The 14,726-nt window shown below is 31.1% G+C and carries 14 protein-coding genes; all 14 read left to right on the forward strand.

Annotated features, from left to right (window positions below):
• Positions 1-391: 391 nt before the first annotated feature.
• The 14 genes from KKQ76_RS00925 (at position 392) to KKQ76_RS00990 (ending at position 14,722) form a co-directional block, all read left to right on the forward strand.
• Positions 392-541, forward strand: coding sequence for a hypothetical protein (locus tag KKQ76_RS00925; protein ID WP_213195419.1), 150 nt, complete (start codon positions 392-394; stop codon positions 539-541).
• Positions 542-659: 118 nt separating this feature from the next.
• A complete protein-coding gene (locus KKQ76_RS00930; RefSeq protein WP_213195420.1) occupies positions 660-944 on the forward strand; it encodes a hypothetical protein in 285 nt (94 codons plus the stop codon).
• 48 nt (positions 945-992) lie between these two features.
• The gene (locus tag KKQ76_RS00935) at positions 993-1,457 is read left to right on the forward strand and encodes a regulatory protein RecX (protein ID WP_213195421.1); all 465 of its coding nucleotides are present in this window, start codon (positions 993-995) and stop codon (positions 1,455-1,457) included.
• 44 nt (positions 1,458-1,501) lie between these two features.
• Positions 1,502-2,107 (forward strand): sugar transferase, encoded by a 606-nt coding sequence (locus tag KKQ76_RS00940; protein ID WP_213195422.1) that lies wholly within the window; start codon positions 1,502-1,504, stop codon positions 2,105-2,107.
• Entirely contained in the window at positions 2,100-2,720 is a 621-nt protein-coding gene (locus KKQ76_RS00945) for an acetyltransferase (RefSeq protein WP_213195423.1), read from the forward strand. The genes KKQ76_RS00940 and KKQ76_RS00945 overlap by 8 nt, the downstream gene beginning before the upstream one ends.
• Before the next feature lie 31 nt (positions 2,721-2,751).
• Entirely contained in the window at positions 2,752-3,855 is a 1,104-nt protein-coding gene (locus KKQ76_RS00950; RefSeq protein ID WP_213197435.1) for an aminotransferase class I/II-fold pyridoxal phosphate-dependent enzyme, read from the forward strand.
• A 14-nt stretch (positions 3,856-3,869) separates the two neighbouring features.
• Positions 3,870-5,792 (forward strand): polysaccharide biosynthesis protein, encoded by a 1,923-nt coding sequence (locus KKQ76_RS00955; protein ID WP_213195424.1) that lies wholly within the window; start codon positions 3,870-3,872, stop codon positions 5,790-5,792.
• A gap of 101 nt (positions 5,793-5,893) precedes the next feature.
• Positions 5,894-6,898 carry an SDR family oxidoreductase gene (locus KKQ76_RS00960; protein ID WP_213195425.1) on the forward strand — a complete coding sequence of 335 codons (1,005 nt, stop codon included), beginning with the start codon at positions 5,894-5,896 and terminating at the stop codon, positions 6,896-6,898.
• A 4-nt stretch (positions 6,899-6,902) separates the two neighbouring features.
• Entirely contained in the window at positions 6,903-8,183 is a 1,281-nt protein-coding gene (locus tag KKQ76_RS00965) for a nucleotide sugar dehydrogenase (RefSeq protein WP_213195426.1), read from the forward strand.
• A 15-nt stretch (positions 8,184-8,198) separates the two neighbouring features.
• Complete coding sequence (locus tag KKQ76_RS00970; RefSeq protein ID WP_213195427.1) at positions 8,199-9,002, forward strand: polysaccharide biosynthesis/export family protein; 804 nt, start codon at positions 8,199-8,201, stop codon at positions 9,000-9,002.
• Positions 9,003-9,005: 3 nt separating this feature from the next.
• Positions 9,006-11,345, forward strand: coding sequence for a GumC family protein (locus KKQ76_RS00975; protein WP_213195428.1), 2,340 nt, complete (start codon positions 9,006-9,008; stop codon positions 11,343-11,345).
• 47 nt (positions 11,346-11,392) lie between these two features.
• The gene (locus tag KKQ76_RS00980; RefSeq protein WP_213195429.1) at positions 11,393-12,634 is read left to right on the forward strand and encodes a lipopolysaccharide biosynthesis protein; all 1,242 of its coding nucleotides are present in this window, start codon (positions 11,393-11,395) and stop codon (positions 12,632-12,634) included.
• Positions 12,624-13,598: a glycosyltransferase family 2 protein gene (locus KKQ76_RS00985; protein ID WP_213195430.1), complete on the forward strand. Its 975-nt coding sequence runs from the start codon at positions 12,624-12,626 to the stop codon at positions 13,596-13,598. Before KKQ76_RS00980 ends, KKQ76_RS00985 begins: the two co-directional genes overlap by 11 nt.
• Positions 13,595-14,722 carry a glycosyltransferase gene (locus KKQ76_RS00990; protein ID WP_213195431.1) on the forward strand — a complete coding sequence of 376 codons (1,128 nt, stop codon included), beginning with the start codon at positions 13,595-13,597 and terminating at the stop codon, positions 14,720-14,722. The genes KKQ76_RS00985 and KKQ76_RS00990 overlap by 4 nt, the downstream gene beginning before the upstream one ends.
• Positions 14,723-14,726: the final 4 nt, after the last annotated feature.

The raw sequence follows: 14,726 nt of genomic DNA on the forward strand, positions 1-14,726 counted from the left end.
TTTTACGGTGAATCATAATCTGAAAAACTTTTGATAATGCATTACGGGCTATAAAAGTGTTTTAATATTTAATTTATAAAGCAGAGCTAGCCTCTGCTTTTTCTTGCCTTTTTTTGGCTTTATTTTTGGTAATAATTTAATGAAAAATTATTATTGATATTATAAATTGATTTTTAATTTCACATAATGTTTTTTATTACCTCTGCACTCAATATGATAACGTTGATAGGTGATGTATAAATACATTGTCTAAAAATCTGAATATTAATTTTACTCAAAGGATTAATAAATTTATAAACCCAAAAACTCCTTAAGGAATTATTGCAAAATGTCTAAGTTAGTTTGAAGATGTACAGCAGAAAAAGGTAAAAATAAAGAAAGATTCGAAATTGTGTATAAAATCCCTAACAGAAACCTTTCCACCATAGAGAAAGACATGTATGGTTTGGTAATCAACCAAGCAGAGGATAAATATATAATAGAAGCTGATAAAGTATTTTCTGAAGTGAAAATCTTCAATACATCTGGCTCATATCGATAGTATTAAAAGTGGAAGAAAAATTTTAACAATAGAAAAAAATAAATTAGCAACAGGTATTAATATTTTTAGCATTATATTTGCTGATGAGATAGTAAATAAAAAGATAATTTCAAAATAAATGAAAAAATTCATTTTAACTCTAACATTGATTTGTACGGTAAATTTTTTCTTTGGTCAAGAAGCGCAAGAGATAAATACCTTTCAAAAATCTGAAAATGTAGCTACGGGTACTAAGAGTGCTGCTGGAACTATCGGAGGTGAACAGACAGAAGATACAGGTCCTGGAAACCTTCCAGGAGATGAGGAAATTCCTATTGATGACTATTTACCAGTTTTGGCAATTTCAGCATTAGTCATAATGGTTTATCAGTACAAAATGAAAAATCGTAAAATTGTAAAATAAATTTTTAAAAAACCGAAAGATTAATTTCGGTTTTTTATTTTTGTAAATATGCAGGATAAAAAACTTTTTCCCTTTCAAGAAATTAAGCAAAAATTAGTCAATTTTTGTGTCTACCAAGACAGATGCCATGCAGAAGTAGAACAAAAAATGAAAGAGTTTGTGCTTATTCCTGAAGCCAAAGAAGAAATAATCCTCTATCTCATAAAAGAGAACTACTTAAACGAAGAACGCTTTGCCAAAAGTTTTACCCGAGGAAAATTCTACATCAAAAAATGGGGAAAAAATAAAATCAAGCAACAACTTCGTCTCAAAGGAATTTCTGATAAACTCATTGCCAAATCTTTTTCGGAAATAGATGAGCGTGATTATCAAGATACCATTCGTGATTTTATCGAAAAATTACTACCCACTTACAAAGGATTGAAAGATTATCAAAGAAAACAAAAATTGATAAAATTCTTGATGTCAAAAGGTTATGAATATGAAGAAATTGTGAATCAATTTCAGTCTTAAAAAAATAACCATTCCCTGAAAAAAAAGTAAATTTGTGGGTTGTTATGTATAAATTTTTTTTCAAACCTTTATTAGATTTTGTGCTATCTTTTTTGGGATTAATCATCAGCAGTCCCATTTTTTTGATAGTTTTTATTGCTTTATTGCTCGCAAATAAAGGAAAAGTCTTTTTCTTGCAAAATAGACCCGGAAAAAACGAGGAAATTTTTAAAATCATCAAGTTCAGAACCATGAACGATAATAGAGATGCTCACGGAAATCTTTTGCCAGATGAAGAAAGATTAACCACCATTGGAAAATTAGTAAGAAAAACTTCCTTAGACGAAATCCCACAACTCATTAATGTACTACTAGGAAACATGAGTCTCATAGGACCTAGACCATTACTCCCAGAATACCTGCCTCTTTATAATGATTTTCAAAAGAAAAGACATCTCATAAAACCTGGAATTACAGGTTGGGCACAAATTAACGGAAGAAATGCGGTAGATTGGGAAAAAAAATTCATGTTTGACGTTTGGTATGTAGAAAATATGAGTTTTTTGCTTGATTTACAAATAATGTTCTTAACTTTGAAAAAAGTGCTTAAATTAGAAGGAGTAAATAGAGAAGGAGAAGCTACTAATATTGCTTTTAAAGGGAATGAATAGTCTAGTTTTATACGGTGCAGGTGGTCACGCCAAAGTAATTTATGATATCATTTTATCAAATGATATGTTATTAGAATATCTGGTAGATGACAATCCTCCTGCAGATTTTTTCCACCATCTCGAAATTTACAAACCTACAGAAGAATTGTTAAGAAAGCACAAGGTAATTGTAGCCGTAGGAGATGCCAATGCCAGAGAAAAAATTGTAAATAAACTCTCTGGGATTTGTACTTTTGAAACCTTGATTCACAGAAGTGCTTTTGTTTCTAGATTCTCAGAATTAGGAGACGGAACAGTAGTTATGCCGCAAGTTTGTGTAAATGCAGAAGTTAAGATAGGAAACCATTGCATTATCAATACAGCATCGGTAATAGAACATGACTGTGTTATTGAAGATTTTGTACATATTTCTCCCACAGTAACTTTGGCGGGAAATATTACCATAAAAAAAAGAGCTCAGATAGGTATTGGAGCAAGAATTATCCCTGGAGTAACCATTGGCGAAGATGCAATTGTTGGTGCGGGTGCAGTGATTATAAAAGATGTTCCTGCTGGTGCCACAGTAGTAGGAAACCCAGGTAAAATTATTAAACTAAGAGAGTGTAGTGAATAAGAAATCTAAAATATGGCTTTCTTCTCCGCACATGAGCGGGAATGAAATGAAATATATTCAAGAAGCATTTGATGGAAATTGGATTGCTCCTATAGGCCCTAATGTAGATGGCTTCGAAAAAGACTTAGAAAATTTTCTGGGACAAGAATCTCATGTAGCAGTAGTCTCTACAGGTACTGCCGCATTGCATTTGGCATTAGCAATGTTAGGAGTAGAAAAAGATGACTTTGTCATCTGTCAATCCCTTACTTTTGCCGCGTCAGCTAATCCTATTATCTATTTAGGAGGAATACCCGTTTTTGTAGATAGTGAAAAAGATACTTGGAATCTTTGCCCTATTGCAGTAGAAGACGCCATTAAGGTTTGTATAGAGAAAGGCAAAAAACCAAAAGCTATTATTACGGTTTGCCTTTACGGAATGCCGTATAAAGTAGAAGAAATAAAAGCCATTTCAGAAAAATATAATATTCCTATCATCGAAGACAGTGCAGAAGCGTTAGGAAGCACCTATAAAGGTCAAAAATGTGGAACATTTGGAGATATTTCTGTCTTGAGTTTTAATGGAAATAAAATCATTACCACTTCTGGAGGAGGTGCATTAGTGCTCAAGGAAGAAATTTATAAACAAAAAGCAGTGTTTCTTTCTACTCAAGCCAAAGATGATGCGCCACATTATCAGCATTCTATTGTAGGATACAATTATAGATTAAGTAATATTTGCGCAGGAATAGGCCGAGGTCAGATGGAAGTGATAGACCAAAGGGTAGCAGAGAGAAGAGCTAATCACGAGTTTTATAAAAATATTTTCAAAAATCAGGAAGGAGTAGAACTATTTACCGAGCCATCCGAAGATTATCAATCCAATCATTGGCTCAATGCGATCATTATACACCCTGAAAATACAGGAAATAAAGATAGAGAGTTCTGGAGATTGGCCTTTGCAGAAGAGCATATAGAGACTAGACCACTTTGGAAGCCTATGCATTTGCAGCCACTTTTTGCCAATAAAATGTATTTTGGCGCAAATATTGCTGAGACGCTGTTCAAAAATGGATTGTGCCTGCCTTCTGGCTCTAATCTTACAGACGACGGAAAAGAAAGAATTAATAAGGTAATAAAAAATTTGTTAGGATAAATCTATTTTTAATCATGCCGAGCAATTCTAAAAACAAAATGACCAGTGGGGATAATTACCTCAGAATCTCTAGTCTAAGATACCTTCCACGTTGGATGGTGTTTTTAATTGATGTCTGTATTCTATTCATTTCACTTGGAATCGCATTTTATATTCTTAATAGAATCACTGTCCTTCCAAAATTCTTACCCATAGAATGGAAGTATATTATTATCATTGGAACCAATATCTTATTCATGTATTTGTTTAAAACATTTGCAGGAATCATTAGGCATTCTACTTTTATTGATATTCAGAAAATTTTTTGGTCTTCATTTATCACTGTAGGCTGTTTATTGGTGCTTAAATATGCTACCTTTTGGGTGTCAAATATCAAATTATTTTATACGCCTCTTTTATTATTGTACTTCGTCATATCATTTACCGCATTATTGGTTTTCAGACTAGCAGTGAAACAAGCATTTTATTTTATTAAGCATGTTAAAGCAAGCACTCAGAAAAAGAGAATTATGATTTTGGGAATCTCCGACCATTCTGTTGCTATGGCAGGTGCTATTTTAGATAATGACAATTTACAATACGAATTGACTGGGTTCTTAACCAAAAGAAATGACTCTAAATATGCCAAAATCCTTGGACTTAAAATCTTAACACAAGATAAATTCGTTAATAAATCGAAAGAACAACTTGGTCTAGAAGGGGTTTTGTTATTGAAAGATAGATTAACCAAGGAAGAATTAGAAGAATGGGTGAATATTTTGCTTGATAAAGACCTAGAAATTCTTCAAGCACCAATGGTAGAAGAATTCAGCAATAAAAAAATTGAAGCCAATATTAGGAATCTTCAAATTGAAGACTTGTTAGATAGAGAACCGATTTGTATCCAAAATGAAGAAGTGATGAAACGTCATTTCGAAAAAGCAGTCTTAGTAACCGGAGGTGCTGGTTCCATAGGAAGTGAAATCGTAAGACAAGTCGCGCAATTTAAACCTTCTCTTATTGTAGTTTTAGACCAAGCAGAAACCCCTCTGCATGAAATACAATTAGAAATGGAAGAGAAATTTCCAGATATTAACTTTAAATTTGTCTTGGGAGATATTTCTAATAAACATAGATTAGAACCACTTTTCCAAAAATACAATTTCTCAATGGTGTATCATGCTGCAGCGTATAAGCACGTTCCCCTAATAGAAAATAATCCTCACGAAGCTATTTTAGTAAATGTTTTCGGAACCAAAAATCTAGCAACACTTTCTTGTAAATACAATATCAATAGATTTGTCATGATTTCTACGGATAAAGCAGTGAATCCTACTAACGTAATGGGGGCTTCTAAGCGAGCTGCAGAATTATTAGTACAAGCCTTACAAGATGTGCCAGGAAACACCACCAAATTCATTACCACCAGATTTGGTAACGTTTTAGGAAGTAATGGCTCTGTTATACCTCATTTTAAAAAGCAAATTGAAAAAGGAGGTCCTGTTACCATTACACACCCAGAAATTGTTAGATATTTCATGACCATTCCAGAAGCTTGCGAATTAGTGCTACAAGCAGGAACAATGGGGAAAGGTGGGGAAATTTTCGTTTTTGATATGGGAGAACCGGTGAAAATCAAAGATCTTGCCATTAAAATGATTAAACTGTCTGGATTTGAGCCAGAAATCGATATTAAATTAAAATATACAGGACTGAGACCTGGCGAAAAATTGTATGAGGAATTGTTAAGTGATGATACTAAAAACCTTTCTACACCTCACGAAAAAATAATGGTTTCTATAGATCCTCACATGGAGTTTGAAGAAATTGAAACACTTGCAAATAAAATTACAAAAGCTGCGTTAAGAAGAGATAAAATAGAAGTGGTAAAGTTGCTTAAAAAAATCGTCCCAGAGTTTATCAGCAATAATTCTATATTCGAAAAATTAGATAAATAATAAATTGTATATTTGTCCTGCTGAAGGGATTCTAGAAAAGGATTTTACTTGAAAAAAAGTGAGTTTTTCTAGTACTTTAATGTAGAAAATTTTCATTAAATATGCTAAATAGTAGTAATACAGATAAATTTAAAAATAAAAAAATATTGGTTACAGGTGGAGCTGGTTTTATCGGCTCTAATCTTTGTGATACCCTCCTAGAATTAGGAGCAAAAGTCACTTGTCTAGATAATTTTTCTACAGGAAGAAGAGAGAATCTAGAAACGTGTCTTCAGAATTCTAATTTCACACTCATTGAAGGAGATATAAGAGACTTAGAAACTTGTAAAAAAGCCTGCGAAAATCAAGATTTTGTCTTGCATGAAGCTGCGCTGGGTTCGGTTCCTCGTTCTATTAATGATCCCATTACTAGTAATGAAGTCAATGTAGGTGGTTTTTTAAATATGTTAGTGGCAGCAAGAGATGCTGATGTAAAAAGATTAATATATGCTGCAAGTTCTTCTACTTACGGAGATTCTGAAGCATTGCCTAAAATAGAAGAAAGAATAGGAAAACCGCTTTCACCATACGCAATAACCAAATATGTAAATGAGTTATATGCAGATGTTTTTAAGAAAACCTATGATTTTAATACCATAGGTCTTAGATATTTTAATGTATTCGGAAGAAAACAAAATCCTAATGGAGCTTATGCTGCAGTAATTCCTAAGTTTGTAATGCAATTCATGAGTCATGAATCACCAGTGATTAATGGAGGCGGCGAGTATTCTAGAGATTTTACGTATATAGATAATGTCATTTTAATGAATCTCTTAGCATTAACCGTAGAAAATGAAGAAGCACTCAACCAAGTATACAATACTGCTTTCGGAGAAAGAACAACCTTAAATGATTTGGTGAAATATCTGAAAGAATACTTGTCAGAATTTGATGGGGAAATTTCAAAAGTTGAAGTATTATATGGCGATTACAGAAAAGGAGATGTTCCCCATTCTCTAGCAAGTATAGAAAAAGCAAAAACACTTTTAAATTATAATCCGAAATTTTCCATGAAAGAAGGGCTTAGAGAAGCAGTGAAATGGTATTGGGAAAATCTAAAACAGTAATAAAATGAGTCATAAGATTACAATTATTGGTTTAGGATATGTAGGGTTGCCTTTGGCTAGATTATTTGCTACAAAATATCCAGTCGTAGGTTTTGATATCAATACTGCAAGAGTACAGGAACTCAAATCAGGAAAAGATTCTACTTTAGAAGTAGAAGACCATTTATTACAATCCGTGTTATTAAATGAAAATCCTGCTAAAGATAAAACCGGGCTTTTTTGTACAGACCAAATAGAAGATATTGCAGATGCGAATATATATATCATTACCGTTCCTACTCCTGTTGATAAAAACAATAGACCAGTTTTAACACCTCTATATAAGTCCAGCGAAACCGTTGGGAAAGTGCTAAAAAAAGGAGATATTGTCATTTATGAATCTACCGTTTATCCTGGTGTAACAGAAGAAGAGTGTATTCCAATGCTTGAAAAAGTGTCTGGACTTACCTTTAACGTAGATTTCTTTGCGGGATATTCTCCAGAAAGAATTAATCCAGGAGACAAAGAACATACCGTAGAAAAAATTCTGAAAGTAACCTCGGGTTCTACCCCAGAAATTGGGAAAATTGTAGATGATTTATACAAGTCTGTGATTACTGCAGGAACACATTTAGCACCAACCATCAAGGTGGCAGAAGCAGCTAAAGTGATTGAAAATTCTCAAAGAGATATCAATATCGCTTTTGTAAATGAATTGGCTAAAATATTCAATCTCATGAATATTGATACCCATGAAGTATTGAAAGCTGCAGGAACCAAATGGAATTTCTTGCCTTTTAAACCAGGTTTAGTTGGCGGACACTGCATCGGAGTAGATCCTTATTATTTGGCACAAAAAGCACAAGAATTTGGCTACCACCCAGAAATTATTTTGGCAGGGAGAAGACTGAATGATTCTATGGGACAATACGTGGCAGAACAAGTCATCAAAACCATGATTAAGAAAGACTTCAATGTAAATGGTGCCGAAATCTTAATACTAGGAATCACCTTTAAAGAAAACTGTCCAGATGTAAGAAATACCAAAATCGTAGACGTAATAAGAGCGCTAGAAGATTTCGGGGTAAAAGTAACGACTTTTGATCCGTGGGCAAATCCTGAAGAAGTACAGCATGAATATAAATTAGAATGCCAAAATACCATTCCAAATAAAAAATTTGATGCCATTGTTGTAGGTGTTGCACATAAAGAATTTTTGGATATGGATTTTTCGTTTCTTAGAAAAGAAAATGCTATATTGTACGACGTAAAAGGAGTTTTGAAAAATAGTGACAATAAACTTTAATCATAAATATTAAAAATGAAAAAAAATATTGGTTTAATCGTATTAAGTCTTTTATTTGTTTTGCTAAGTTCATGTACTAGCAAAAAGAAATTAGATTATTTGCAAGATATCGAAAGTGTGGCGTTAGAGGCTTCTATTAAAAATGCAAAATCTATAATCCAGCCAAATGACCAGTTGGTAATCATGGTAACGGCAAAAGATATGGATGTAGTGAAACCATTTAACCAAAATTTTTCCTCTGGCCAAATTTTGCAATATTCTATACCAAGCAATAACGCTCCCACGCAAAGTCAAACCTCTATCTCTGGACCTACTTATGTTGTAGACTCAAATGGAAATATTGATTTTCCTGTCATTGGAAAAATGAGTACAGAAAATAAAAATACAGAAGAGTTAAGAGATATTTTAAAACAAGAATTATCAAAATATGTTGTTAATCCTCAAGTTGCAGTAAAAAATACCAATTATAAAGTAACAGTCTTAGGAGAGGTGAATAGACCAGGTACCTATAACATCCCAGAAGCACAAACCACTGTACTAGGAGCTATAGGTTTAGCAGGAGATCTTACTATATATGGTAATAGAACCGATATTTTAGTATTGAGAAACACCGACGGGGTAATAAGTAGAGAAAGAATAGATATTTCTAAAGCGGATTTTATTAACTCCTCATTTTTCTATCTAAAACAAAATGATGTAGTTATAGTAAGTCCAAATGATACAAAGCAAAAACTGTCAAGATTAGATCCAAATGCGGGTATTTATATATCAGTGGCATCTATTGTAGTAACTATTCTAGCATTGATTTTTAAAAATTAAAACATGAACAATAATAATTTTCAAACAGAAGAAATTCAAATCAAAGAAATAATCAGGCCTTATATAAAACGTTGGAAATGGTTTGTTTTAAGTGGAATATTAACATTGTCATTGGCTTATTTTTTTCTTAAAACACAAAATGCTGTATATGAAACAGTATCTACTGTGCTCATCAAAGACTCTAAGAGATCTATGGGAGGACAGGATTTTGAAATGCTTAGAGATTTATCAGGATTAGGAAAGATGAATTCTGATGGAGTAGATAATGAATTAGAAGTATTTAAATCTAAAAAATTAATGACTACCGTAATTAGAGATTTAGGTTTAGAGACAGATATTTTTATCCCAGGTTTTTTTAAAGATACAGAAGTGTATGGAGACAGCTCTCCTATTATTGTTAAAATAGTAAATGAAAAGAAAAATGGAAAAAAAATATCTCCAATTTTACTCATGATTGAAGGGGATAAATTAGTCTTATCATCTGAAGGTTATAGCAATAGAACAAGTTCTTTCAATAAAGTAATTTCATTACCAAATGCCAATATCATCATTCTTAAAAATAAAAATTATAATAGTAAACCTATCAATAAGCTGAAATTAGATGTTTCAAATATCGAAAGCAAAACAAATCTATATCAGACTAAATTAACAGCTGCTTTAGTCAACAAAGAAGTTACAGTCATAAAACTTTCTATGAATTATCCAAATGTAGACAAAGCTAAAGATATTATCAATCATCTGGTGAAAGTTTATAATGCAGATGCAATTAATGATAAGAATCAAGAATCAAAAAAAACAGCTGAATTTATAGAGGAAAGGATTGCGAATGTTGGAAATGATTTAGGAAATGTAGAAGCAAAAAAAGAACAATTTAAAAGAATCAATCAAATCACAGATTTAGCTACGGAAGCGAAGATTGGCTTAGAGACCTCTGCTGAAGCGAGAGCCAAACAATTAGAAATAGCTTCTCAGTTAGAACTTACCAACAGCTTAATAGATTTTGTTACCAAACAGGGTAATTTTCAAGCTATTCCATCCAATATAGGACTAGATAATCCAGGAGCTATAGCTACAATAACCACGTATAATCAATTGGTTTTAGAACGAAATAGACTCTTAGAAAATGCAACACCTCAAAACCCTTTAGTCGTAGAGGTTACAAGTCGAATTAATAATCTTAGACCTACTATAATACAAAATCTTCAGAAAAGTAGGGATGGGCTAAGTCTTGCGGTGGATAAATATGTTCAAGAACAAAATTTAGTTTCAGGAAAAATTAACAAAATTCCTACTCAAGAAAAGTTGTTTAGAAGCATAGAACGCGAACAGCAAATTAAAGAAGCACTTTATTTATTATTACTCCAAAAAAGAGAAGAAACTCAAATTTCTCTAGCGGTTACTGCACCAAAAGCCAGAATTATCGATAAAGCTTTTAAAGGAAAACAGGTAGCGCCTAAATCTGCCATTATTATGTTTGCCGGATTATTGTCAGGTCTCCTTATTCCTTTCGCTTTTATTTATTTGATTGAATTATTTGACAATAAAATAAAATCAAAACATGATATTGAGAAAATTTATCATGGTAAACCTATTATTGGAGAAATTCCACAGTTGGAAAAAGGATCCGATGAACTGGTCAAAATAAACGATATGTCTCCATTAGCCGAAGCTTTCAGAATTTTGATTACCAACATGAATTTCATGATGAGAAAGAAAAAAGGAAAAGTGGTTTTTGTGACTTCTACCGTTAAAGGTGAAGGAAAAACATTTGTTGCGGTTAATCTAGCATTAACCATTGCAAGTCCAAATAAAAAAGTAATAATAATTGGAGCGGATATTAGAAATCCACAATTGCAAAGGTATAATTCAGATAGAAAAGGATTAAGAGGACTGACTGAATTTCTTCATGGAGAAAATGTAGAAATAAGTACACTTATACATAAAAGTATTTATAACAATTATTTAGATGTAATTTATTCTGGAAGTATTCCTCCTAACCCAACGGATTTACTTTCTAATGGTAAGTTCGAAATTTTGATAGACGAACTTTCTCATACATATGATTATATTGTTTTAGATACAGCACCATTAATGTTAGTTACTGATTCATTCTTAATTTCTGAAGTAGCAGACGTTACTTTATATGTTATAAGATCTAAATATACAGAAAAATTATTGGTAGATTTTGCAAGTAAAAATATAGAAGCTAATAAAATTAAAAATGTGGCATTTGTATTAAATGATGTAAATAAAGATTACTTTGGCTATGGTAATAAATATGGTTATGGCTATGGTGTTGATAATAGAACGTTTTTTCAGAAATTTAAAGATAAGTATTTATAAAAACCATTAATTCAGTATAATAAAAGATTTCTTAGGTGGTATTAAAAATGAATAATTTAATAGCCAAAATACCGAAACTAAAAAGCTTATCACTTTATTTTTTTACCTCTATCATCACAGCGGTAATAGGTATTTTGATTAATCCTTTTTTATCAGTAGGGCTTAATCATAAAGACTTTGCAATATTAGGATATTATTCTTCATTTAATATACTCTTTATGCCTTTGGTATCTCTTGTCTTAAGTAATTTTTATGCAAGGAAATATTATCTTGTAGATGATAATAAGAAAAAGGAGATCTATCAAACAATATTATCAATTTATATTATTTTTGGCCTTTTGTTATTGGCTCTACTGATTCTTGTATATTATTTTTATCATAAGTTTTTTGTGAGCTCTATAGAGTTTTTCCCTTATGCGATAATGAGTTTTTTACCATTGTATTTTTCTAATTTTTATAATCTTTATTTATTAGATTTAAGAATGGGAAATAATGCAAAAAGATACAGTATAATTTCCATTCTTAACAGCTTGGTGAGTGCTCTTTTATCTCTTTGGTGGGTTTACTTTATTAAATATGGAGCAGTTGGAAGATTGTCAGCCATTTTAATAACAAGCATTCTATTTGGCGTTTTTTCAATGAATGTTTATAAATTTAAATTTAAAATAGATAGAACAATAACTCGTGAAGCCCTTTCTTTCTCTTGGCCTCTAGTGATTTCTGCAATTTTAACATTTTTTTTCATGGGAGTAGACAGAACTTTTCTTGAAAAATTAAATGATAATTATAATCTTGGATTATACAATGTGGGGATTCAAATCGCAGGTTATATCGGTATATTCGGTTCAGTTTTGCTACAAACCTTTGATCCTGAAATTTACAAGTATTCTTCTAGGAATGAGATGAATAAGGTTTTCCAAATCATATTTTTGATTATTGGATTAGCAATAATACCCAATGTGGCATTTATGTTTTTTTCAAAATATATCATTGATTTTTTGACATACGGAAAATATATTGAAGCGGCAAATTATGCAAATATATTATGTATTAAAAATGTTACAACTCTTTTTTCATTTACAATTTCGGGTGTGTTAATAAGTAAAGGTTTTTCTAAATTAGAAATGTATAATCGTTTTTTAGGTGCGTTTTTAAGTGTCATTATTTTTAAGGTTTTCATAGATAATTTTGGTTTTTATGGAGCGGCTTGGGGACAAGGAATTTCTTGGTTAATCATGGGAGTAATTAGTTTATTAACATTTTATATTTTTAAAAAAAATGAAACTTAGTGTAATAGTTCCAGTTTATAATGTAGAAGAGTATTTAGAAAAGTGTCTTAACTCCATACTTAGCCAATCTTTTACAGACTATGAATTGATTTTGGTGAATGATGGATCTACTGATGCTTCAAAAAAAATTTGCTTAAATTTTGCAAATTTAGACTCAAGAATTGTGTATCTAGAAAAAGAAAATGGAGGGCTGAGCTCTGCCAGAAACATGGGGCTTACATATGCTAAAGGCGAGTATATTAGTTTTATTGATAGTGATGATTGGATCGAGCCAGAAATGTTCTTAGGAATGATAAGTGATTTGACTTTAAATGATGCCGATATTGTAATTTGTGGTCACTATGTGAGAAGTATGGAAGGCTTGATAATAGAAAAAGAAAATAAATTTTTTGAAACCAAAATTTATAATGGTCTAAAAGCTGCCGAACTAGTTGTGATGGACAACGAAATCCAAAGTTTTGCATGGAACAAAATTTATAAAAAAAAATTGTTTAATGGGATTAAATTTCCTGTAGGAAGATTATATGAAGATATTGCGGTAGCCCATGAAATTTTGTTTAATGCTCGTAAAGTAATTCTTTCTGAAAAATTTTATTATAATTATTTAAGAAGAGAAGGCAGTATTTGTCTTGACCCCAACAAAGCTAATAAAAGAATAAAAGATTTATATTGGGTTTTTAAAGAAAGATATTTATTTGTGAAAAAGAAAAAAGAGCTAAACGAAATTTTTCACAACTATGAGAAAATTTTTTTCCTTAGAGCACTTAATTTTTTACATTTTTTAATTAAGAACGAGAATACAAATTCAGATGAATATAGAACTGAAATGGATTTTCTAAAAACAATGGATATACTCAAAAATCCAATAATTAATTGGAAAGTAAAGTTTGAGTATTTGTTATTTTCCAATTTTAGAAATTTGTATATTCTTTTAATTAAGTTATTTTATTATTTAAAAAAATGAAAGTTACATTTTTTACTAATTTTATAAATCATCACCAGGTTCCTGTTGCAGATGAATTTTTTAAAAAACTGGGACAAAATTATACTTTTGTTGCAACCATGCCTATTCCTAATGTCAATTTAAAACTTGGGTATCCTGACTTTTCAGACAAACCATATCTTTTAAAGGCATTTGAAAATGATGAAAACTATCAGAAAGCAATATCATTAGCCATGTCTTCAGATATAGTCATTTTTGGTGCTGCTCCTAAGTCTTTGATAAAAGAGAGACTAAAAAAAAATAAATTAACATTTGTATACAGTGAAAGATGGTTCAAGAAGGGGTATTCTATTTTATTTCATCCTAAATTTTGGCTTAATTTAATTAAAAATTATTATCCTTATATCCACAAACACTACTATATGTTATGTGCTAGTGCTTTTACAAAAAAAGATGTAAATCTTTTAGGGCTTTTTATAAATAAATGTTTTAAGTGGGGATATTTCCCAGAAATAAACAGCACTAATAGCAATATTATTAAGAAGGAAAACAAAATATTAACTTTACTGTGGGTCGGTAGATTTTTAGATTGGAAACATCCTGAACTATCCATTAAACTAGTGAATCAATTAAAAAATAAAGGATATTCTGTAAAATTAGAAATGGTGGGAGAAGGGCCATATCTAAATAATATAAAAGAAATGGTAAAATCTTTTCAACTGGAAAATGAGATTGCTTTTTTAGGAAGTTTACCCAATAATAAAGTGGTGGATAAATTTAGAGAAGCAGATGTGTTTCTTTTTACTAGCGATAGAAATGAAGGATGGGGGGCTGTATTGAATGAAGCATTAGCCAATAGATGTGCCGTTGTGGCCTCAGATGAAATAGGCTCTGTTCCCTATCTCTTAGAACATAATATCAATGGATTAATTTTTAAATCGGGAAATCTTAATGATCTTTTTGATAAGGTAGAAATATTGATTAAAAACCCTCATTTAAGACATCAATTTAGTGAAAACGGATTTCTCACAATTAAAAATACTTGGAATGCTAAAGATGCGGTGAATAATTTTTTTATTTTAGTAGACCATTTAATGAATCATACTCAATATAAAGACATAAAGGGACCTGCTTCTAAAGCTTAAATAT

This window comes from Cloacibacterium caeni (assembly GCF_907163105.1).
GTDB classification, from domain to species: Bacteria; Bacteroidota; Bacteroidia; order Flavobacteriales; family Weeksellaceae; genus Cloacibacterium; species Cloacibacterium caeni_A.